General features: G+C 45.6%; 17 protein-coding genes. 14 read left to right on the top strand and 3 right to left on the bottom strand.

Features of this window, described 5'->3' with window-relative positions; genetic code table 11:
• The first annotated feature begins 1 nt into the window (after window position 1).
• From ispG to UQW94_RS19605, 7 genes are all read left to right on the top strand, one after another.
• The gene (gene ispG / locus UQW94_RS19635) at window positions 2-1,120 is read left to right on the top strand and encodes a flavodoxin-dependent (E)-4-hydroxy-3-methylbut-2-enyl-diphosphate synthase (RefSeq protein ID WP_005381699.1); all 1,119 of its coding nucleotides are present in this window, start codon (window positions 2-4) and stop codon (window positions 1,118-1,120) included.
• Between the two features lie 26 nt (window positions 1,121-1,146).
• Entirely contained in the window at window positions 1,147-2,415 is a 1,269-nt protein-coding gene (gene hisS / locus UQW94_RS19630; RefSeq protein ID WP_005381698.1) for a histidine--tRNA ligase, read from the top strand.
• Window positions 2,416-2,541: 126 nt separating this feature from the next.
• On the top strand, window positions 2,542-3,156 hold the full coding sequence (locus UQW94_RS19625) for a YfgM family protein (protein WP_005381697.1): 615 nt from the start codon (window positions 2,542-2,544) through the stop codon (window positions 3,154-3,156).
• A gap of 12 nt (window positions 3,157-3,168) precedes the next feature.
• The gene (gene bamB, locus UQW94_RS19620) at window positions 3,169-4,329 is read left to right on the top strand and encodes an outer membrane protein assembly factor BamB (RefSeq protein WP_005381696.1); all 1,161 of its coding nucleotides are present in this window, start codon (window positions 3,169-3,171) and stop codon (window positions 4,327-4,329) included.
• A 167-nt stretch (window positions 4,330-4,496) separates the two neighbouring features.
• Window positions 4,497-5,993, top strand: coding sequence for a ribosome biogenesis GTPase Der (gene der, locus UQW94_RS19615; RefSeq protein ID WP_017820569.1), 1,497 nt, complete (start codon window positions 4,497-4,499; stop codon window positions 5,991-5,993).
• A 59-nt stretch (window positions 5,994-6,052) separates the two neighbouring features.
• Complete coding sequence (locus UQW94_RS19610; protein WP_213973448.1) at window positions 6,053-6,928, top strand: alanyl-tRNA editing protein; 876 nt, start codon at window positions 6,053-6,055, stop codon at window positions 6,926-6,928.
• A gap of 309 nt (window positions 6,929-7,237) precedes the next feature.
• Window positions 7,238-7,462, top strand: a complete 225-nt coding sequence (locus UQW94_RS19605; RefSeq protein ID WP_012842112.1) for a zinc ribbon domain-containing protein — start codon at window positions 7,238-7,240, stop codon at window positions 7,460-7,462.
• Between the two features lie 13 nt (window positions 7,463-7,475).
• Here UQW94_RS19605 and xseA read toward each other — a convergent pair whose 3' ends face one another.
• Window positions 7,476-8,807 (bottom strand): exodeoxyribonuclease VII large subunit, encoded by a 1,332-nt coding sequence (gene xseA / locus UQW94_RS19600; RefSeq protein WP_017633909.1) that lies wholly within the window; start codon window positions 8,805-8,807, stop codon window positions 7,476-7,478.
• A 231-nt stretch (window positions 8,808-9,038) separates the two neighbouring features.
• On the opposite strand from xseA, the gene guaB reads away from it, so the two are divergent.
• The 5 genes from guaB to UQW94_RS19575 all read left to right on the top strand — a co-directional run bounded on the left by guaB (window position 9,039) and on the right by UQW94_RS19575 (window position 16,536).
• Window positions 9,039-10,505, top strand: a complete 1,467-nt coding sequence (gene guaB, locus UQW94_RS19595; RefSeq protein WP_017633908.1) for an IMP dehydrogenase — start codon at window positions 9,039-9,041, stop codon at window positions 10,503-10,505.
• A gap of 99 nt (window positions 10,506-10,604) precedes the next feature.
• Window positions 10,605-12,158 (top strand): glutamine-hydrolyzing GMP synthase, encoded by a 1,554-nt coding sequence (guaA, locus tag UQW94_RS19590; protein ID WP_005381685.1) that lies wholly within the window; start codon window positions 10,605-10,607, stop codon window positions 12,156-12,158.
• A gap of 165 nt (window positions 12,159-12,323) precedes the next feature.
• Window positions 12,324-13,847, top strand: a complete 1,524-nt coding sequence (locus tag UQW94_RS19585; RefSeq protein ID WP_054730033.1) for a Na+/H+ antiporter NhaC family protein — start codon at window positions 12,324-12,326, stop codon at window positions 13,845-13,847.
• A 212-nt stretch (window positions 13,848-14,059) separates the two neighbouring features.
• A complete protein-coding gene (locus UQW94_RS19580; RefSeq protein ID WP_262592590.1) occupies window positions 14,060-15,763 on the top strand; it encodes a chitinase in 1,704 nt (567 codons plus the stop codon).
• Between the two features lie 182 nt (window positions 15,764-15,945).
• Complete coding sequence (locus UQW94_RS19575) at window positions 15,946-16,536, top strand: acetate uptake transporter (RefSeq protein ID WP_005381682.1); 591 nt, start codon at window positions 15,946-15,948, stop codon at window positions 16,534-16,536.
• A gap of 100 nt (window positions 16,537-16,636) precedes the next feature.
• Here UQW94_RS19575 and UQW94_RS19570 read toward each other — a convergent pair whose 3' ends face one another.
• Both UQW94_RS19570 and UQW94_RS19565 read right to left on the bottom strand, forming a co-directional pair.
• Window positions 16,637-18,184 (bottom strand): alanine/glycine:cation symporter family protein, encoded by a 1,548-nt coding sequence (locus UQW94_RS19570; RefSeq protein ID WP_005381681.1) that lies wholly within the window; start codon window positions 18,182-18,184, stop codon window positions 16,637-16,639.
• Window positions 18,185-18,491: 307 nt separating this feature from the next.
• Entirely contained in the window at window positions 18,492-19,748 is a 1,257-nt protein-coding gene (locus UQW94_RS19565) for a D-amino acid dehydrogenase (protein WP_025768866.1), read from the bottom strand.
• Between the two features lie 106 nt (window positions 19,749-19,854).
• On the opposite strand from UQW94_RS19565, the gene UQW94_RS19560 reads away from it, so the two are divergent.
• Both UQW94_RS19560 and UQW94_RS19555 read left to right on the top strand, forming a co-directional pair.
• Window positions 19,855-20,766 carry a LysR substrate-binding domain-containing protein gene (locus UQW94_RS19560; RefSeq protein WP_053302974.1) on the top strand — a complete coding sequence of 304 codons (912 nt, stop codon included), beginning with the start codon at window positions 19,855-19,857 and terminating at the stop codon, window positions 20,764-20,766.
• Between the two features lie 119 nt (window positions 20,767-20,885).
• Window positions 20,886-22,154 (top strand): O-acetylhomoserine aminocarboxypropyltransferase/cysteine synthase family protein, encoded by a 1,269-nt coding sequence (locus tag UQW94_RS19555; RefSeq protein WP_054579031.1) that lies wholly within the window; start codon window positions 20,886-20,888, stop codon window positions 22,152-22,154.
• Window positions 22,155-22,223: the final 69 nt, after the last annotated feature.

The following is a 22,223-nucleotide window of genomic DNA, read 5'->3' as shown; positions in this document are numbered from 1 at the left end:
TATGCAACACGAATCTCCAATTATTCGTCGTAAATCGACGCGTATTTATGTGGGTGATGTGCCAATTGGTGATGGTGCGCCAATTGCAGTACAGTCAATGACTAACACTCGCACGACTGACGTAGAAGCGACAGTCGCTCAAATCCGAGCACTAGAAAAAGTCGGCGCAGATATCGTTCGAGTTTCTGTACCTACGATGGACGCAGCAGAAGCTTTCAAACTGATTAAACAGCAAGTTTCTGTACCATTAGTGGCTGATATTCATTTCGACTATCGTATCGCGCTGAAAGTGGCGGAGTACGGAGTTGACTGTTTACGTATCAACCCAGGTAACATCGGCAATGAAGAGCGCATTCGCGCTGTTGTTGATTGCGCTCGCGATAAAAATATCCCGATCCGTATTGGTGTCAATGGTGGATCTTTGGAAAAAGATCTACAGATGAAATACGGTGAGCCTACGCCAGAAGCCTTGGTTGAATCGGCGATGCGTCACGTAGATCATCTCGATCGTCTTAACTTTGACCAATTTAAAGTTAGCGTGAAAGCTTCAGACGTTTTTCTTGCGGTGGATTCATATCGTCTGCTGGCGAAGAAAATCGATCAGCCTCTTCATTTAGGTATCACAGAGGCGGGTGGTGCTCGAGCTGGCGCTGTTAAGTCATCTGTTGGCTTAGGTATGCTGTTATCTGAAGGGATAGGCGATACGCTGCGTATCTCTTTGGCTGCCGATCCAGTTGAAGAAATCAAAGTCGGTTTCGACATCCTTAAATCTCTGCGCATTCGCTCTCGAGGCATCAACTTTATTGCGTGCCCAAGCTGCTCACGCCAAGAATTCGATGTGATTGGTACGGTGAATGCACTGGAGCAACGTTTAGAAGACATCATCACGCCAATGGATGTGTCTATCATCGGTTGTGTGGTAAACGGCCCTGGTGAAGCAGAAGTTTCTCACTTAGGTCTAGCAGGTAGTAACAAGAAGAGCGCATTCTACGAAGATGGTAAACGCCAGAAAGAGCGCTTTGATAACGATGACCTTGTGAATAAGCTAGAAGCTAAGATCCGTGCGAAAGCAGCTATGATGAATGGCGAAAACCGCATCGAAGTTAAAGTACAAGATTAATCTCAACGAGAATTACGGTAAGTATTGTGGCAAAAACAATTCAAGCAATTCGAGGCATGAACGATTGCCTCCCAACTCAGTCGCCACTGTGGCAAAAACTAGAAAACACAGTGAAAAATGTAATTAGCGCATACGGTTATAACGAAGTGCGCATGCCAATCGTTGAAGAAACAAACCTATTCAGCCGCGCTGTTGGTGAAGAAACAGACGTCGTTTCAAAAGAAATGTACACCTTTGATGACCGTAACGGCGACAGCCTAACACTTCGCCCTGAAGGTACGGCGGGTTGTGTACGTTCATGTATTCAAAACAGCCTTATCAACCGTGATGAACAGCGTCTGTGGTACATGGGACCTATGTTCCGCCATGAACGTCCGCAGAAAGGTCGTTACCGTCAATTCCACCAGTGTGGTGTTGAGGTGTTTGGTCTAAATGGTCCAGATGTTGATGCAGAGCTTATCATGATGACGGCGCGTTTATGGCGTGAGCTAGGTATCAATGAACATGTTCGTCTTGAGCTGAACTCTATCGGTTCTCAAGAAGACCGCGCAGACTACCGTACTGCACTGGTTGCATTCCTTGAGCAACATATTGATGTGCTAGATGAAGATTGTAAGCGTCGCATGCACACGAACCCACTGCGTGTTCTGGATACGAAGAACCCAGACGTTCAAGCTATTTTAGGTGATGCGCCTCGCCTTTCAGATTACTTGGGTGAAGAATCTAAAGCACACTTCGCAGGTCTATGTGAACTTTTAGACGCTGCAGGTATCAAATACACAGTTAACGAACGTCTAGTTCGTGGTCTGGATTACTACAATCGCACGGTATTTGAGTGGATCACTGAGAGCCTAGGTGCTCAAGGCACTGTATGTGGTGGTGGTCGTTACGATGGCCTTGTAGAGCAATTAGGTGGTAAACCAACACCAGCGGTTGGCTTTGCAATGGGCCTAGAGCGTCTAGTACTGATGCTAGAAACGTTGGAACTGACAGACGTTCGTCGCAGTGTTGACGTGTACGTAGTCACTGCGGGTGAAGGCACCATGATGGCAGGAATGAAGCTAGCAGAACAGCTTCGCGAGTCTGTTCCAGGCGTTCGTGTGATGAATCACTTCGGTGGCGGTAACTTCAAGAAACAGTTTAAACGCGCAGACAAAGTTGGTGCTGTTGTAGCATTGGTTCTGGGCGAAAACGAAGTTGCGGATAACACTGTAGTACTGAAAGACTTAGCTGGTGGTGAGCAAGAGACTTACAACCAAGCAGAAGTTGCAGAAAAGATCGCAGCACTGATTTAAGTCTTTTAGTAATCTAACAAAATTACATCCTAGTTCGTAAGCTAAGGCTCCCAAATGTGGAGCCTTTAAACGAAATAGGAACAATGGCAGCTAAGCTGCCATTTACATGTTTTAAGAGGACAGGAAGTGGAACTTTACGATACTGAAGAACAACAAGTTGAAGCCATTAAAGACTGGTGGAAGGAAAACGGCAAAGCCGTCATCATCGGTGCGGTTGTTGGTTTAGGTGGTCTATTTGGCTGGCGTTACTACCAGGATTCTGTGATTCAGGCGAGTGAAGCAGCTTCTCAAAGCTACACGACAGCAATGAATGCTTTGCAAGACAAAGGCACTGATGCTCAAGCTGACGTGAAAGCTTTCATTGAGTCAAATGAAGTAAAAGAATATTCAGTATTGGCTGCACTACAACTTGCTAAAGCACAAGTTGAAGCTCAAGACCTTTCTGCTGCATTGGAGCAACTGAAGTGGGCGCAAAGCAACACTCAAGATGCTGCGTTGTTACCATTGATTAGTTACCGCATTGCGCGTATTGAGACGGAAATGGGTAACTTCGACGCTGCAACGGCAGAGCTAAGTAACGTCACTGATACAGCATGGACAGGTCGTATTGCTGAACTTCGTGGCGATATTGCGATTCGCCAAGGTGACAAAGATGCTGCGTACGCTGCGTATACTGAAGCTCAGCAAGCGGCAGATGCAAGCCCGACACTACAAATGAAATTGGACGATCTGGCGAAATAAGGACCGCATTGGATGAAAAGAGTCTTTAAGAAAGCCTTGCTAGGGGCGTTAACAATGGGAGTACTTGCCGGTTGTGCAGGTGAGAAAGACACCATTGTAATGGCGCCACTACCTCAGGTAGACAGTCAGTTTACAACCAGTAGTGAGTGGAGCACGTCGGTTGGCGATGGTGTCGGTCATTACTTTTCAAAGCTATCCCCTGTATTTGCGAATGATACATTGTTCGTGGCAAGTCGTGATGGCTTAGTAAAAGCGCTCGATCCTGAGAATGGTAAACAACGTTGGCAAACGGACCTAGAAGAAGATGTCATTGCTCGTCTCTCTGGTGGTATCACAGCGGCATACGGAAACCTTTACATTGGCTCTGAGAATGGTGAAGTCATCTCTCTTGACCAAGAAACAGGTGAAATTGTTTGGCGTGTAAAAGTTGGTGGTGAGGTACTGGCGAAGCCAGTTGCAGATTCAGGCCTTATTATCATCAATACTAGCCGAGGCATGTTGATTGCCCTTAATGAGAGTACAGGTGAGCAACGCTGGGCATTGAGTACAGAAGTGCCGAACTTAACTTTACGTGGCGACAGTACTCCGACTGCAATTGGCGGCGGTGTGTTTTGGGGAACGGCAAATGGCCGACTCGCAGCTGCTATCGTTGAGCGTGGTCAGTTGATTTGGCAACAGCCTGTTGGTACGCCAAAAGGCGCGACAGAAATTGATCGTTTGGTTGACGTTGATTCATCGCCAATTGTGCTAGGCGGTACTCTTTTCACCATTGGATACAATGGTCAACTTATCGCCATTGACTTGCGTTCAGCGAACCCGATTTGGAAGCGTAATTACTCATCTGCGACAGACATTTCTACAGATGGTAGTCGCATCTTTGTGATAACGGAAAAAGATCATGTTGTTGCCGTTGATTCACGAAGCGGGACTGAGTTGTGGGAAAACAGCTTGCTTGAGCACCGACAACTTACAGCGCCAGTTATTGTTGGCAATTATCTCGTTGTCGGTGACACGCTTGGTTACCTTCACTGGATGGATCGTTCAACGGGCGAATTTGTTGCGCAGCAGTTTGTCGATGATAGTGGCTTGGCAGTTGGCCCGACGTTATTGTCGGATGGTTATGTGATTACAACTCGCAACGGCGATGTAAAGAAACTAACCATTAACGAATAATATCGTGATATAATTCACATTCGGCTCCTGGCTGGTGACAGCTAGGAGCCGTTTTGTTGTTTGAATTTATTAACCCTGACGTGGTTATAGGTAAAAAGCTGGTTTGATTTGGCATCGAGCAAGTCGTTACCTATAACTACAGAAGAAAGATTATTGTAGAGGTTGTTATGGTACCTGTTGTAGCTCTAGTAGGGCGTCCGAACGTAGGTAAATCTACACTATTTAACCGATTGACTCGCACTCGTGACGCGTTGGTTGCGGACTTTCCAGGCCTAACGCGAGACCGTAAATATGGCCAGGCGAGACTTGGTGAAGAGCACGAATTCATTGTGATTGATACTGGTGGTATCGATGGCACAGAAGAAGGCGTGGAAACAAAGATGGCAGAACAGTCATTAGCCGCGATTGATGAGGCTGATGTTGTATTGTTCCTTGTTGACGGTCGTGCTGGTCTGACACCTTCAGATGAAGCAATTGCTGCGCATCTGCGTAAAATTGAAAAGCCAGCGATGCTGGTAGTAAACAAAATCGATGGTATTGATGCCGATGCGGCGTGTGCTGACTTTTGGCAGCTCGGCGTGGATGATATGTACCAGATTGCGGCCGCTCATGGCCGTGGTGTGACCGCTTTGCTTGAGCGTGCTTTATCTCCATTCTTTGATGATCTACTAACAAGTGAATCTGAAGAAGGTGAGATTGAAGACCTGACTGGATTCGAAGACGAAGAGCCTCTTGTTGAAGATTACACTGAAGAAGACGCAGAAGCAGAGTTCAAACGCCTTCAAGAGCAGCCGATTAAGTTGGCGATCATCGGTCGGCCGAATGTAGGTAAATCGACACTGACTAACCGTATTCTGGGTGAAGAACGTGTAGTTGTATACGATATGCCAGGTACAACGCGCGACTCTATCTACATCCCGATGGAACGTGATGGACGCGAATACGTACTGATTGACACTGCAGGTGTTCGTCGTCGTGGTCGTATCAATGAAACGGTTGAAAAGTTCTCTGTTGTTAAGACGCTGAAAGCGGTAGAAGATGCAAACGTCGTTCTACTGGTGATTGATGCTCGTGAAAATATTTCAGACCAAGACCTAAGCTTGCTTGGTTTTGCACTGAATGCTGGCCGCTCAATTGTCATCGCCGTTAACAAGTGGGATGGTCTAGACAGTGACGTGAAAGAAAGCGTGAAGAAAGAACTGGACCGCCGTCTAGGATTCGTCGATTTCGCGCGTATCCACTTTATCTCTGCGCTGCACGGTACTGGCGTTGGTCACTTGTTTGAATCTATCCAAGAAGCATATAACTCGGCGACAACGCGCGTGGGTACGTCAGTACTGACGCGTATCATGAAGATGGCAGTGGATGATCACCAGCCGCCAATGGTTCGTGGTCGTCGTATCAAACTCAAATACGCACACGCAGGTGGCTACAACCCACCGATCGTTGTTATCCACGGTAACATGGTTCGTGAATTGCCAGATTCGTATAAACGTTATCTGATGAACTACTTCCGTAAGTCTCTGGAAATTATGGGAACACCGATTCGCATTAACTTCCACAACAGTGATAACCCATACGAGAACCGTACGAATAAGCTTACGCTATCACAAGAGCGTAAACGTAAGCGTATGATGTCGATGGTGAAAAACCGCAATAAATAATGAAATTCGAATACCCAAGTTTCTACTTGGGTATTTTTTTATCAAAAGTAATCGTAAAAATGACTATCACAGCAACAAAGACTCGTTTTTGTCATCAAACATGGCAATTAGAAGCACAAATACAGCTCGTTCAATCTACGGAAAAAGTGACTTACGTTATTACAGATGTCACGCCGTTCCATCCCGTTAGTCACATATGGCCGGATCACCCTGCAGACAAAGGAACGTTGAAGGTGAATGGGGCTGAGCATGACGTAGTAGATTGCCAAGTTGGAGCAGTGGAGCAGGAGAGTGGTGCTTTGTATGTGGGTAGTGACATCCCTGTAAAGCGTGATGCTGAAGGTTGGGTGTTTGTCGTCGTGCATGTTTTATCACGTACGGAATCATTTGCAATTAATGACTTGGTAACATTAGCGGTAGATAAAGACTATCAAAATGCTGTGAGTCGAGGCCACACTGCAGGACACTTAGCGTATTTGGCGTTGAATAAAGTACTATCGGAAGACTATTGGCGAAAAGACGCAGACCGCAAAGACCCACATGGTTATTATGACTTTAATAGCTATGCGCAAGTTACTAGTTATGTCACTCCAGACAAGTGCCTCGATACGTACCGTTTAGGCAAAACGCTCCGTAAAAGAGGATTAAACAGTGCAGATATGCTGAATGACCTCCAGGCGATTGCAGAAAAAGTGAATGGCCAACTGGTTGAATGGCTTCAAAGAGATGCGATGATCACCATGGAATGCCACGGCGATAGATTAACGGATTCTCGCTATTGGAAGTGCGATTTAGGGGAAGGTCAATTAGCGGTAATCCCTTGTGGTGGAACGCATGCGAGCCATTTAAATGAGTTTGCTTTTATCCAAGTTAAACTCGTTAAGCTCGACGCTCAAACTATCGAAATGCACACCAATGTAAACACTGCTTTTTGAATAAGATCTTTTTATTAAATTCTGATTTTTCGTTTAATTAAATCTCTTTAGGGTTTTTTATTCTGTATTAAATTGGAATGCAGAATATGTAACTTATGCTTTCGGTGTGTGGTTATATAAATATTCTTTTAAGGGGTGATCGCTGATCAAGGAGTAAATATCAGACGATCAGTATAAGATCCTACGTATCAAGTATGGTTAACGCCTCGTGAAACTTGTTGGGGCGGTGATGAAGATCAACATACTTGTTCGTTATTTTGAGTAGCATGCGTTACTCGAAATTGCTTAGTTTAGAGAGAGGAACGGGATATGCAGCAGAACATTTGCCCGACTTGCAATGTCGAACTGGAATGGACGGGACAATACCATTGTGCACAGTGTGAATCGGATTTTAAAAAAGTAGGTTTTTGCCCTGATTGTGAGGCGGAGCTGGAGAAGCTGCAAGCATGCGGTGCTGCGAGTTACTTTTGCAATGTGTGTAATGAACTCAAGTCAAAATCACGTGTCCGATTTGAGTTCCAGAAAATCAGTTAACCAGAGTTTGTATTCAGTTAACGGTAGAACGAACGTCGCCTTCGGCTAATCGAGTAATCAATACATCTCCCGACTTAACATCTGAAGATTGCGTAATTACTTTACCTTGCTCAGTTTGAGTAATTGAGTAACCTCGTTTCAATGTCGCTAGTGGGCTGACGGTGTCCAACTTTTCTGCGGCAATCGCGAGTTGATGGCGCATAGTCAGTAACTTGCGATCCATTGCATCCATGAGCTTTTGCTCTACACGTTCTAGCTTCGACTTCTGCTCGGCAAGGCGTGTTACAGGAGAATTTAATTGCAGCCGATAATGTTGACGCTCGATTCGCTGTTGACGCAAGGCAATAAAACGACTCATCGCTCGCTGTAAGCGCATGTCCAACTCATCTAACTGTTGCGTCTGACGTTGCAAGCGATAGCTTGGGTGCTGTCTCTCTAGACGGTGCACTAATTGAGCAGATTGCTGCTTTTGTTGTGCTAGGTAGTAACGCATCGCGCTCGCTAACTTATGCTGGCGGGTAACTAAAGCTTGATCTTTGTGGCTGTTATCACGGCTTACTAGCTCAGCGGCTGCTGATGGAGTAGGCGCGCGTACGTCGGCGACAAAATCAGCTATTGTCACGTCAACTTCATGTCCAACGGCGCTAATAATAGGAATTTGGCTTGCTGCAATCGTGCGAGCTAATATCTCGTTGTTAAAGCACCATAAGTCTTCTAATGAACCACCACCTCGGCCCACAATTAGTACATCACATTCATCACGGCTGTTAGCGCGACCAATGGCTTGTGCAATTTGAATGGCTGCGTCCTCACCTTGTACCACTGTCGGATAAATCACAACAGGTAGGGAAGGATCACGACGTTTCAATACGTCTAAGATATCGTAAAGCGCGGCACCAGTTTTCGATGTGATGACGCCAACACGTTTAGGGTGCTCAGGCAAAGATTGCTTATTGATTTGCGCGAACAACCCTTCTGCTGCAAGCTTCATTTTCAGCTCTTCAAACTCTTGTTGAAGACGGCCATCACCTTCCGGTTGCATGCTTTCGATGATCAATTGGTAGTCACCGCGAGGCTCATAAAGAGACAGACGAGCTTTTACTAGGACTTGATTACCGTTAGCGGGTTTGAAAGTAACGCGGCGATTGTTACCACGAAACATGGCACATTTAACTTGAGCGCGAGAGTCTTTAAGAGTGAGGTACCAGTGACCAGAGACAGGAGCTGAAAAGTTGGATATCTCTCCGACGAGCCAAACGATCCCCATTTCGTTTTCAAGGAGTAAACGAACTTCTGCGTTGAGACGAGAAACAGTAAAGATGTTTTGATTGGTCTTGGAGAGCACAGCTAATCTCTTAGACGTGAGTATGGAAATTAGCGGCAATATAATACATAGCAAGGGGGTAATTGCAAGAAAAAAATTAAAAAATTTGTGGTCAAGCGATTGCGTTAACCGTATAATCCCTCCGCAATATCTAATCCAAATGTAGCTAGTTGCTAACGCAGGTTACCCTCATTATGCGAAACGATGAGATTGGATTGTTCTTTTTACTCCTCTAATTGTGAGATATTGCAAATGCTAAGAATTGCCAAAGAAGCGCTGACATTCGATGACGTACTACTTGTGCCAGCACACTCCACCGTTCTCCCAAACACAGCTGATCTTCGCACTCAGCTAACTAAGAACATCACCCTAAACATCCCAATGATTTCAGCGTCTATGGACACTGTTACTGAAGCTCGTCTAGCAATTGCGCTAGCGCAAGAGGGTGGCATTGGCTTTATCCACAAGAACATGTCTATTGAGCAGCAGGCAGCCGAAGTTCGTAAAGTTAAGAAGTTCGAAGCTGGTATGGTAACTGACGCGGTTACTGTAAACCCTGACGCGACCATCGCTGATGTTGTTGCACTCACTGAAAAGCATGGTTTTGCAGGTTTCCCTGTTGTCACTGAGAGCAATGAGCTTGTTGGTATTATCACTGGTCGTGACGTTCGTTTTGTGACGGACCTTTCTAAGAAAGTATCTTCAGTAATGACGCCAAAAGAGAAGTTGGCAGCAGTTAAAGAAGGTGCAACACGAGAAGAAGTGCAAGAGAAAATGCACGAAGCTCGTGTAGAGAAAGTATTGGTTGTGAATGATGAGTTCCAACTAACCGGTATGATTACTGCGAAAGACTTCCACAAAGCAGAACGTAAACCAAACGCATGTAAAGATGAGCGTGGTCGCCTACGTGTTGGCGCAGCCGTTGGTGCTGGCGCTGGTAACGAAGAGCGTGTTGCTGCTCTAGTTGAAGCAGGCGTTGACATTCTACTTATCGACTCTTCACACGGACATTCTGAAGGTGTACTAAACCGCATCCGCGAAACTCGCGCTGCTTACCCAGATCTAGACATCATCGGTGGTAACGTAGCAACAGGTGCTGGTGCTAAAGCACTAATCGAAGCTGGCGTAAGCGCAGTGAAAGTGGGTATCGGCCCTGGTTCTATCTGTACAACTCGTATTGTAACGGGTGTGGGAGTGCCACAAATCACTGCAATCGCAGATGCGGCAGAAGTGGCTAATGATTATGGTATTCCGGTTATTGCTGACGGTGGTATCCGTTTCTCAGGTGATATCTGTAAAGCAATCGTAGCTGGCGCATCATGTGTGATGGTTGGTTCTATGTTTGCAGGTACTGAAGAAGCGCCGGGTGAAGTGATTCTATACAACGGCCGTTCTTACAAGTCTTACCGTGGCATGGGTTCTCTTGGTGCTATGTCTCAAGGTTCTTCTGACCGTTACTTCCAGTCTGACAACGCAGCGGACAAGCTAGTACCAGAAGGTATCGAAGGTCGTATCGCATACAAAGGCCGTCTAAAAGAGATCGTACACCAACAAATGGGTGGTCTACGTTCAAGCATGGGTCTAACTGGTTCTGCAACTATCGAAGATATGCGTACGAAAGCTGAATTTGTACGTATCTCTGGTGCAGGTATGCAAGAGTCTCATGTACACGATGTTCAAATTACTAAGGAAGCGCCGAACTACCGTCTAGGGAACTAATTACCTAACGGAAACGTTTGCTTTTTCCTTGAAGCATTAAGAAGAGGCGAGTACACTCGCCTCGGTTTTAATCACTTAGCCTTAAAAAGACTGCTCAAAATGACTAAAAATATCCATGACCAACGTATTCTGATCTTGGACTTCGGTTCTCAGTACACTCAATTAGTAGCACGCCGCGTACGTGAAATCGGCGTTTACTGTGAACTATGGAGCTGGGATGTAGAAGAAGCGGATATTCGCGAATTCAACCCAGATGGCATTATCCTATCTGGCGGTCCAGAAAGCGTAACGGAAGAGAACTCTCCACGCGCGCCTCAATATGTGTTTGATTCTGGTGTTCCTTTGCTTGGCGTATGTTACGGCATGCAAACCATGGCGGAACAGCTAGGAGGCAAAGTGGCGGGCTCTAACGAACGTGAGTTTGGCTACGCTCAGGTTAAAGTTTCTGGTGAATGTGCTCTATTTAAAGACCTTGAAGCAACTCAAGACGTTTGGATGAGCCATGGCGACAAAGTAGTAGAGATCCCAGCCGATTTCGTAAAAGTTGGTGAGACAGACACTTGTCCTTACGCTGCGATGGCGAATGAAGAGAAGAAATACTACGGCGTTCAGTTCCACCCAGAAGTGACACACACAAAAGGTGGCCTACAAATGCTTGAGAACTTTGTTCTTGGCGTATGTGGCTGTGAACGTCTATGGACATCGGAATCTATCATCGAAGACGCGGTTGCTCGCATTAAAGAGCAAGTGGGTGACGACGAAGTTATCCTAGGTCTATCTGGTGGTGTTGATTCATCGGTAGTCGCGATGCTGGTTCACCGTGCAATCGGCGACAAGCTAACGTGTGTATTTGTTGATAACGGTTTACTTCGTCTAAACGAAGGTCAACAAGTAATGGATATGTTCGGCGACCAATTTGGTTTGAACATCATCAAAGTTGACGCTGAAGAACGCTTCCTAAAAGCACTTGAAGGCAAGTCTGACCCAGAAGAGAAGCGTAAGACTATCGGTCACGTATTCGTAGATGTATTCGATGAAGAGTCTAAGAAGCTGAAAAACGCGAAATGGCTAGCTCAAGGTACGATTTACCCTGATGTAATCGAGTCTGCTGCATCTAAGACTGGTAAAGCGCACGTGATCAAATCGCACCACAACGTGGGCGGTCTTCCAGATGACATGGAAATGGGTCTTGTTGAGCCACTACGTGAGCTGTTCAAAGATGAAGTACGTAAGATTGGTCTAGAGCTAGGCCTGCCTTATAACATGCTTTACCGCCACCCATTCCCAGGTCCAGGTCTAGGTGTTCGTGTTCTTGGTGAAATCAAGAAAGAATACTGTGACTTGCTACGTCGTGCTGATGCTATCTTTATTGAAGAGCTGCACGCAGCTGATCTATACAACAAAGTATCTCAAGCGTTCACGGTATTCCTACCAGTACGTTCTGTTGGTGTAATGGGCGATGGCCGTAAATACGACTGGGTTGTATCACTGCGTGCAGTAGAAACCATCGACTTTATGACGGCACACTGGGCGCACCTACCATACGACTTCCTAGGTAAGGTATCTAACCGTATTATCAACGAAGTTGATGGCATTTCTCGTGTTGTTTACGACATTTCTGGTAAGCCACCAGCGACTATCGAGTGGGAATAATTTTCCTCTAGACAGTTGAGTTTATAAGAACCAGCCTTCGGGCTGGTTTTTTTGTACTTCAAGTTTGTGAAGAGCTGGCTCAACTTTTTTGTGAGAGATATATACATGCGGTTAAATTAAATATATATTCATTTTAATTGTTTAATTATCATAAATGGTATTGCTATGGAACAGGCTGACGTTACCTCTCTCATTCCCATCCTTATTACTCTTTTCCTCGCGCTGACCACAAGAAATGTCGTTGTTGGTTTATTCGCGGGTGTGGTGAGTGGTGTCGCTATGCTCGAAGGGACATTTGTCGAAAAAGGGCCACTAGACTCGTTTAGTGCATTGATGAAAAGCTATCTACTGCCGCAATTAACTGACAGCTACAATGCGGGCGTCATTTTGCTCTTGGTCTTTATTGGTGGCTTTGTTGCCTTGATGGAGAAATCTGGCGGTGGTGTGGCGTTTGCTAAAAAGGTCACTCAATGGGTTGCGAGTAAATGCCAAGCTCAACTGTCCGCATGGTTCGGTGGTGTGGTTATTTTCTTCTCAGACCTTGGTACACCACTGATTGTTGGCCCTGTTTTTCGCCCTTTATTTGATAAGTTAAAAGTATCACGCCAAAAATTAGCTTTTATTATCGACTCTACTTCCTCTCCCGTCGCAATCTTGATCCCTTTTATCGGATGGGGCGTTTACATCATGGGATTGATTCAAAAAGAGTTTACTGCCCTGAATGTCAGTATGAGTGATTGGGATGCTTTCATTGGTGCGATCCCGTATCAGTTTTACGCCTTTCTTGCGATCGCGATTGTGCCGATTGTCTCTTTCTTCAAATTAGATTTCGGACCGATGGCGAAGGCTGAACAACTAGCAGAGCAGGGCTCCGACTTTGGGAAAGTGCAGGAGTCCATGAATGTGTTTACGCATAAAAATGCAAAATCTAGTTTTGTATGGGCACCTTTGCTCGTTATGCTGGTGGTTCTATGTACCATCCTCGTGCCACACGGTTTTCCATTTCAAAAAGTAGCAGGCTCAACGTTCAGGGCTGCACTTTCTTCGGCATATTTCTTCGCAGCCTTTACTTTGATTGCGCTGATGGCGTTTTATGGCGTAAGAAAACTCTCTGATGGCATTCAGGTTTACCTAAAAGGGATGTCGAACATGATGTCTGTAGCCGTGATTTTGGTATTGGCTTGGGCACTTAGCTCGGTTGGGAAAGAATTAGGTGCAGCTGCATACATTGCTGAACAAGCTCAAGCCGGTTTCCCGTACTGGCTATTGCCAGCAGTCGCCTTTTTGCTTGCTGGTGTTATCTCATTCGCTACGGGATCATCTTGGGGGACGTTCGCCATCATGATGCCATTAGTGATCCCAACTGCCGTTGCGATTGATGCACCACTGTTGGTTTGTATTGGTGCGGTATTATCTGGTGGCTTGTTTGGCGATCACTGTTCTCCCATCTCTGAAACTACGATTTTGTCGTCGACAGGAGCGGGGTGTGAACAGTATGAGCACTTCCGTACACAATTGCCCTACGCATTACTCAATGGAATGATCGCATTAGGGTGTTTTCTTTTAGCTGGAATCAACGCCTCACCAGTGATTGTGCTTGCCGCAATTATTTCTCAGTGTGTGGTTTATTTTGTGCTGTCTAAACAAAAGTCAACCGCGAAGCTAGAGGTGGTTTCGGCAGAACAATAAAGAGAGAAACATCACAAAGCGGAGGCTCACAGGGTCTCCGCTTTTCTTTTGAGTCAAGGTAACATTTTTCTTGTGACAAAATGTGTGTGAGGACCTATTTATTCATTTTGTCTCGCAGAATCAACGTACTTGGCTCGGTGTTTCGTATATATGATCCACTATATGTCTAGTTATTCCTCGTATATTGTATTGTTGAAATCCGGAGACTAGACATGTTTGCACTCAAACATCTTCCTCTTGCATTGAGTTGTGTCTTAGCAGCACAAGTGAATGCGAGTATGAATATTCAGCCCGATCCGCAAAATCCGAATGGTTATGTTATTGCTCGTGGTGACGTTCAAGCCGTAGAGCAAAGCAAAACTTCTGATCCTATGTATGCCATTTGGTCACAAGCATTAGAGACACGCCCGAACTCAGTGGTTGAAGCGATTGTTCCAGGGGCGGCAACCAACCCAGAAAACGTGAAGCGTGTAGAGCGTGTATTCCCCGAAAGTGAGTGGGACTTCCTGACTCAAATGGCGGCACCTGAATACACTTACACGCGTTTCCTACGTGCAATTGGTAAGTTCCCTGCATTCTGTGGTGAGTACACAGACGGTCGTGATTCGGATGCAATTTGTAAAAAATCGATCGTGACAGCGTTTGCTCACTTTGCACAAGAAACCGGTGGCCATATTTCGATTGATAACGTATCGGATAATCCGCTAGGGTTGGAAGAGTGGCAGCAAGCTTTGGTGCATGTGCGAGAAATGGGATGGTCTGAAGGGCAAGAAGGTTACACAACAGGTTGTGGTCAAAATGACTGGCAAAACAAACGCTGGCCATGTGAGTCTGGACAAGGTTACTTTGGACGTGGTGCAAAGCAGCTTTCTTACCATTTTAACTATGGCGCGTTCTCTGAAGTGATGTTTGATGGCGATGCATCTGTATTGCTGAAAAATCCAGGCTTGGTTGCGGATTCGTGGCTGAACTTAGCATCGGCTATCTGGTTCTTCCTAACCCCACAAGCACCGAAACCTGCAATGCTACATGTGATTGACCGTACTTGGGTGCCTTCACAGCGTGAGCTTGATGCTGGCATTGGTTACGGCTTTGGTACCACCATCAACGTGATCAATGGTGGTATTGAGTGTGGTGAGCAAAACAAGGATAAAGGTCAACCTGTTAACCGTATTCGCTATTGGGAAGGTCTTGCCGCCCATTATCAAATTCCAATTGAAGCTGATGAAACAAACACTTGTTGGCAGCAGACGCCTTACGGCAGCTTAAATCTGAATGGTGCGACAGACGTGTTGTACACCAACTGGGATGGGAACTGGAAATACTACTCAGATCGTCCTGGAGGTCACTCATTTGAATGTGAGCTTGTTGGTTTCCAAACGGCTTATTCTGCGCTAGTTGCGGGTGATTATGAGAAATGTGTAACTAACTTCTACCAATCTCATGCGGGTTGGCCAGAAGTTCGTGTAGTTGACAAGTTAGATCCAGTGGATCCGGTCGATCCGCCTGTAGGTGGTGTGGCAGCTTGGGATTCTGGCAAAGTATATAACACGGGGGAACAAGTCTCTTACCAAGGTGCTGTTTACGAAGCGAAATGGTGGTCACAAGGTAATGAGCCAACGAAAGGAGACCCGTGGAAGCTGGTTTCAGGCACTCCTACGGAGCCGCCTACAACGGAACCTGAACCACCGGTGACTGAGCCAGAGCCGCCCGTCACAGAACCTGAGCCGCCAGTAACCGAGCCAGAACCACCAGTGACAGGCAATTTTATTCAGTGGGAGCCGGGTGTAACGCAAGTCGCTAACGGCGATAAAGTGACGTACCAAAACAAATGTTTTGTTGCGAAAAATGGCCCAGGAGTGTGGGAAAGCCCAACGCAAAGCAACTGGTTCTGGGACGAGATTTCTTGTCAGTGATTGAGTGAAAAACAACCTAACTATCTATAAAGACTCTGCTTTTTTGCAGGGTCTTTTTTTATATATGTAGTGGTTTATTTATGGAATCTAAGTTTTCAATAACAGCTTTTCTCTTTTGTTCTGGAGCCCATTAAAATTCGCGCGCATTTTTTATCAACATTTTTGAAAAAAGGTATTTGTACATGTCGACAAAACTGGCTAACCCAGCACCGCTAGGTCTAATGGGTTTCGGTATGACCACTATTCTGCTCAATATTCATAATGCAGGATTTTTCCCAATTGACTCTATGATCCTAGCGATGGGCATCTTTTACGGTGGCCTTAGCCAAGTAATCGTTGGCATCATGTGCTTTAAACGCGGTGATACATTCGGCACAACTGCGTTTACTTCTTACGGTCTATTTTGGCTAACATTGGTTGGTCTAATCGTAATGCCTCACATGGGTCTTCCTGCAAGCCCTGCAAGCTTTATGGGTTGGTACCTAGCGCTTTGGGGCATCTTCACTGGTTTCATGTTCATTGGTTCTCTATGTTACCCAACAGCGAAGCAAGTGGTATTTGGTTCTCTAACTATCCTGTTCTTCTTGCTTGCTGCTCGTGATTTCACTGGTAGCGAAGTGATCGGTGCTATCGCTGGCTTCGAGGGTATCTTCTGTGGCGCAAGTGCAATTTACTTCGCAATGGCGCAAGTACTGAACAACGAATTTGGTCGTGAAGTGTTACCTGTGGGTAAAGCAAAAATCGCTCGTAAAGTTGAAGCGGTTATCGCCTAAGCTGTTACTCATAAAGAAGAAAGGGGGATTAACCATTGGTTAATCCCCCTTTTTTATGTCCTTAATCGGACCACTGCTTTTTCTTATTTATGTGATAACGCTATGTTGATGGTTGCTCAACAGTTTCTGCGCTATTGCTGTCTGCCGTTGGTGCTTTACCCGTTTTACGTCGGTACTTATCTTCCCAGTAATCTGCGCCTTTAATGCCCAGTGCAACAGGGTTAAATGTAAAATCGGTCACACCACGTTTTTGTTGCTCTTCGTAGTCGTTCAGTGCTTTGAGTGCAGGCTTCGACATAAAGAAGATGATCAAAATACCGATGATGTTTAGCCACGCCATCAGTCCTACACCTACATCACCCATCGCCCATGCTAAGTTGGCGGTTTTCACGGTTCCGTAGAACACGGATGAAATAATGATGACTTTCAGAATAAACATCAGTCCATTTACTTTGAACGTACGACGAATGTAAGCAATGTTCGTTTCTGCAATGTAGTAGTAAGCCAGAATGGTCGTAAACGCGAAGAAGAATAGAGCGATTGCGATGAATGGTTTACCCACGCCAGGTAGTGCGCTTTCGATCGCCATCTGTGTAAACACAGGGCCATTTGCACCAATATCCGCTGGTAGGTTTTGAACCAGGAATGTACCTTCAATCGCACCATTTACGTTGTACGCGCCAGTGATAAGAATCATGAACGCGGTTGCTGAACACACAAGTAGTGTATCGATGTAAATAGAGAAAGATTGAACAAGACCTTGCTGAGCAGGGTGATCAACACTCGCTGCTGCTGCTGCGTGAGGACCAGTACCTTGACCTGCTTCGTTGGAGTAGACACCACGTTTTACACCCCAGCCAATTGCTGCACCAACGCCTGCCATTGGTGTGAACGCGTCACCAATAATCATGCCGAAAATGCGCGGAACCTCACCAATGTTTAGAAGGATGATGACAAACGCAGTAATGATGTAAGCTAACGCCATAAATGGCACAACGACTTGGGTAAAGTTCGCGATACGCTTTACACCACCAAAAATGATGAAGGCCAAAATGACACAAACAACCGTACCAGTGAAAATTTTAGCAAAACTGAAGGTACCAATAGCGGTTTCAATCATGTCACCTGAGCCAAATGCGGCTTCTACTGCGTTACCGATACTGTTCGATTGAACGCCAGGAAGTAGAACACCACAAGCAAAGATGGTCGCGATAGCAAAGATCCAAGCGTACCACTTTTGTCCCATTGCTTTCTCAATATAGTAAGCAGGGCCACCACGGAACTCGCCTTCGTCTTCTTCTTTATAAATTTGTGCAAGTGTTGATTCTGCGTATGCGGTTGCAGCGCCAAAGAAGGCCACGACCCACATCCAGAATACGGCGCCTGGGCCACCGAAACCGATAGCAGCGGCAACACCAGCAATGTTACCTGTACCTACACGGCCAGACAGTGAAACGGCAAGTGCCTGAAATGATGATATCCCTTTTGTTGAACTCTTCCCAGAAAGTAATAAGCGCCACATCTCAAAGAAGTGACGAATTTGTACAAAACGCGTCATGATTGAATAGAACAAACCTGCGCCAAGGCACAAATAGATCAGTACCGGGCTCCAAATAATTCCATTCAGAAAATCAACTAATGACTGCATGAGTATTTTCCCTGTTAGTTGTGTTTGTGGTTGTTTTTCACACAATACATTACCCTTTATGTAATGCAATTGTTAACTTTTTTAGCTACAAATCCTTTGTAGCGTGATGATGAACACAGAATGGAGAGTAGTTGTTAAAATTTGGTTCTTGTTGCTTATTTGCTCCTTTTAGGTAGAAGATTTGCCTGATGATTAATTATGCAGCACATTGTCATTTAAATGTGCTGCGATTTTGATGAGTTAAAAATGCCAGTGGTTATGCATTTTGTGGAGTAAGTGTCTGCCTGTTTTTTGTTCAGTCATGTCCTCAGGAGTAACGACAAAGGTTAAGCTCCGCATTATCCATCACTTTTGCTTTTTCACCTTTCATTACGCTTGCTAGCAATTGACCTGAACCACAAGCCATCGTCCAGCCCAGAGTTCCGTGTCCGGTGTTAGTAAAAAGGTTATCGTATTTAGTCGCGCCGATAATTGGTGTGCCATCAGGCGTCATTGGCCTAAAGCCGCTCCAAAACTCAGCTTGGCTGAAGTCACCACAACGAGGAAAAAGATCACGGATGACCATTTCGATGGTGTTTTTGCGCTTTTGTGGAAGGGAAGCATCAAACCCTGCTAATTCTGCGGTGCCAGCTACGCGAATTCGGTCATCAAATCGAGTCATAGCGACTTTATAGGTTTCATCCATCACAGTAGATCGAGGAGAGAAGTGTTCATCTTCCATCGGGATGGTGAGTGAATAGCCTTTGACAGGGTAGACCGGAATATCAATATCGAGTTGCTTGAGTAGCGCTGTAGAGTAGCTTCCAGAGGCCACCACATATTGGTCTGCTTTAAATTGTCCTCGGTTCGTTTGGACACCTATGATCTTTTTGCCTACTGTAACCCAATTGCTTACTTCAGTATCGAATTCAAATCGGACACCGTGTGCCTTAGCAAGCTCCGTTAGTTGTTGGCAAAATTGATGGCAATCGCCCGTTTCGTCATCAGGTAGATGCAAGCCACCAACCAGTTTGTCTTTCACAAGTGCAAGCCCTGGCTCTTGTTCAATACATTGTTCGACGTCCATTAGCTTAAATCGGGTTCCGCTTTGTTCAAGGAGCTGCATGTCCTTTTCAATGGCTTGCAGCTGTTGATGTGTTCGGAATACTTGCAAGGTCCCAAACTGACGTCCTTGATACTCAATGGCGTGTTCTTGGCGTAACTGTTCTAAGCAAACACGGCTGTGGTTAGCGATCGAAAGCATGCGAGCCTTGTTAACTTGATAGCGAGGTAGGGTGCAGTTCGCGACCATTTTACTCGCCCAGCGGATCATGTCGGCATTCAGAGTGGGTTTGATTTTAAGTGGAGCATGCTCCTCCATTAACCACTTAATGGCTTTAACAGGAACACCAGGCGCAGCCCAAGGCGAAGAATAGCCATATGAAATCTGCCCGGCATTGGCGAAGCTCGTTTCCATGGCACTGCTTGGTTGGCGGTCAATGACGGTAACTTGATAGCCTGCTTGAGATAAATACCAAGCAGAGGTTAAGCCGATAACGCCGCTGCCTAATACGATGACTTCCATTGATGCACTCCACACATTTATCAGAGTGCTCAGTTTCTTTTCTTTACCTTTTGTTAACAATCGATATAAATTACACACAGCGTTTAGAAAAACTATAGGCTCAAGGATGAAAAGTAATCTGATAAGTGGTTTGTGTTTATTTAGCCAAGTCGCGGAGTACAACAGCTTTACTGGTGCTGCAAGACATTTACACCTCACCACTGGTGCCATAAGCCAACAAATTATTCATTTGGAAGCGTTATTAGGTTTTACTTTATTTGAACGCCATTCTCGCGGTATTCGTTTAACCGTAAAAGGCACTCAGTTACACCAAGCGACGCAGTTTCACTTTTCGGAACTGAGCAAATTGCTTGATGAGCTCAAAGTAGAAAAGCAAACCAATGAAATTCGTTTGAAGTTGACGCCTTCTTTTGCTTTCAAATGGTTAGTCCCAAAGCTCGAAAGCTTCCATCATGATAATCCGGATATCCAAGTACAAATCTTTGCGGAAGGTGCGCTGGTAAATAGTGAGATAAAAGACTATGACGTCGCAATTGACTATGGTCTTCATCCTTATAGAAATGCTAACGCGGAGCTGATTTTGGATGAGCATCTGCTACCGGTGATGAGTCCAAAATACCTTGAGGATCATGGCTGGCTAAAAACGTTGTTTGGTGAGCAAAAAAACTCAATGCCAGTGAAGCAATGGCAAGAGGCGACGCTACTACACGATGCGATGCCATGGGAAAAAGCGACGCGTGACTATGAGTGGCTATATTGGGCGTCAGCGATGGGGTTGGATTTTAAAACCGATATCGGACACTTTTTTAATCGAACGGATATGGCAATGTCTGCAGCCGAAGCAGGCGTTGGGATTGCGATGGCACGAATGGCACTGATTGAGGATGAATTGACGACAGAGCGTTTGGTTTCTCCATTCAAACCGATTCCTGCTAATGCAGGGTATTACTTGATCATGAACACACGTACGAATGCGACAGAAACGTTTCGTCACTGGTTACTTGGACAGTTGAAATAGCGTTTTATCTCTGTGATTCATCCCTACGTTATTTGTTGAAAAGTTGGGCAATATAAGTTTTATAAGCAAGGTAAGTGCTTTGCTTGCCGCTATTTGAGTGATGAAAGACAGGGAAGAACATGAAAGACGAAACGCTATCCATCCATTTTGGTTACGAAACTGACCCTACCACTAAATCTGTCGCGACGCCGATTTATCAAACAGTCGCGTACGAGTTTGATAACGCGCAGCACGGCGCTGATCTGTTTAACTTGGAAGTGCCGGGTAATATCTACACTCGCATCATGAATCCGACTAATGACGTGCTGGAAAAACGCATGGCAGCGTTAGAAGGCGGCATTGCTGGATTGGTCGTGAGTGCGGGGAGTGCAGCGATTAACTATGCGATTCTGACGTTAGCGCAAGCGGGCGATAACATCGTTTCTACGCCGCAACTTTATGGCGGTACTTATACCTTGTTTGCGCACATGCTCCCAAATCAAGGTATTCAGGTGAAGTTTGCTAAAGATGACAAGCCAGAAAGTTTGGCCGAATTAATTGATGAAAATACCAAAGCGGTGTACTGCGAGAGCATTGGGAACCCTGCGGGCAATATCATCGATTTAGAACGTGTGGCGGAGCTTGCTCATGCACAAGGCGTACCTGTGATTGTGGATAACACCGTCGCGACGCCAGTGCTGTGCAAACCCATCGAGTTCGGTGCGGATATCGTAGTTCACTCTCTCACTAAATACGTTGGTGGGCATGGCACCACATTAGGTGGCGTGATTGTGGATTCCGGTAAATTCCCTTGGGCACAGCACAAAGACCGCTTTCCTGTTTTCAACCAACCAGAACCTTCTTACCACGGCGTGGTGTATACCGAAGCGTTTGGTGAGGCGGCATTTATCGGGCGTGCGCGTACCGTACCACTGCGTAATACCGGAGCCGCATTATCACCGATGAATGCATTTATGCTTATGCAAGGGTTAGAAACGTTACCGCTGCGTATGGAGCGCCATACCGAGAACACACTCAAAGTGGCTGAATTCTTGGAACAGAATGACAAAGTCTGTTGGGTAAGTTATGCCGGATTGCCAAGTTCTGAACACTTCCATCTCGCCGAAAAATACATGAAAGGTAAGCCTTCTGCAATTTTGTCGTTTGGTTTAAAAGATGGTTATGACGCTGGTGTGCGTTTTTATGATGCTTTGAAAATCTTTAAGCGTTTGGTGAACATTGGCGATGCAAAATCATTGGCTTGCCATCCTGCATCGACGACTCATCGTCAATTGAGCGAAGCAGAACAAAAACAAGCTGGTGTGTCTCCAGAGATGATTCGTTTATCGGTGGGTATTGAACATATTGACGATATTCTAGCCGATTTAGAACAGGCACTAAACTCGTAAAACGATTCTGTTTTTAGCTTTGGGTTACCCATAGGCCAGCCTTTAAAAAAGCTGGCCTATTTTTATTTT

This window comes from Vibrio sp. PBL-C16, from assembly GCF_034321865.1.
In the GTDB taxonomy this organism is placed as follows: domain Bacteria; phylum Pseudomonadota; class Gammaproteobacteria; order Enterobacterales; family Vibrionaceae; genus Vibrio; species Vibrio alginolyticus.
The sequence above is the reverse complement of the archived record's forward strand: the minus strand, read 5'-3'. Positions and strand labels throughout refer to the sequence as shown.

Excerpts from the sequence above, each read along its gene's own strand:
- ispG (WP_005381699.1), top strand. The coding sequence starts at position 2 with ATGCAACACGAATCTCCAATTATTCGTCGTAAATCGACGCGTATTTAT.
- bamB (WP_005381696.1), top strand. The coding sequence starts at position 3,169 with ATGAAAAGAGTCTTTAAGAAAGCCTTGCTAGGGGCGTTAACAATGGGA.
- der (WP_017820569.1), top strand. The coding sequence starts at position 4,497 with ATGGTACCTGTTGTAGCTCTAGTAGGGCGTCCGAACGTAGGTAAATCT.
- UQW94_RS19610 (WP_213973448.1), top strand. The coding sequence starts at position 6,053 with ATGACTATCACAGCAACAAAGACTCGTTTTTGTCATCAAACATGGCAA.
- UQW94_RS19605 (WP_012842112.1), top strand. The coding sequence starts at position 7,238 with ATGCAGCAGAACATTTGCCCGACTTGCAATGTCGAACTGGAATGGACG.
- guaB (WP_017633908.1), top strand. The coding sequence starts at position 9,039 with ATGCTAAGAATTGCCAAAGAAGCGCTGACATTCGATGACGTACTACTT.
- guaA (WP_005381685.1), top strand. The coding sequence starts at position 10,605 with ATGACTAAAAATATCCATGACCAACGTATTCTGATCTTGGACTTCGGT.
- UQW94_RS19585 (WP_054730033.1), top strand. The coding sequence starts at position 12,324 with ATGGAACAGGCTGACGTTACCTCTCTCATTCCCATCCTTATTACTCTT.
- UQW94_RS19580 (WP_262592590.1), top strand. The coding sequence starts at position 14,060 with ATGTTTGCACTCAAACATCTTCCTCTTGCATTGAGTTGTGTCTTAGCA.
- UQW94_RS19575 (WP_005381682.1), top strand. The coding sequence starts at position 15,946 with ATGTCGACAAAACTGGCTAACCCAGCACCGCTAGGTCTAATGGGTTTC.
- UQW94_RS19570 (WP_005381681.1), bottom strand. The coding sequence starts at position 18,184 with ATGCAGTCATTAGTTGATTTTCTGAATGGAATTATTTGGAGCCCGGTA.
- UQW94_RS19565 (WP_025768866.1), bottom strand. The coding sequence starts at position 19,748 with ATGGAAGTCATCGTATTAGGCAGCGGCGTTATCGGCTTAACCTCTGCT.
- UQW94_RS19560 (WP_053302974.1), top strand. The coding sequence starts at position 19,855 with ATGAAAAGTAATCTGATAAGTGGTTTGTGTTTATTTAGCCAAGTCGCG.
- UQW94_RS19555 (WP_054579031.1), top strand. The coding sequence starts at position 20,886 with ATGAAAGACGAAACGCTATCCATCCATTTTGGTTACGAAACTGACCCT.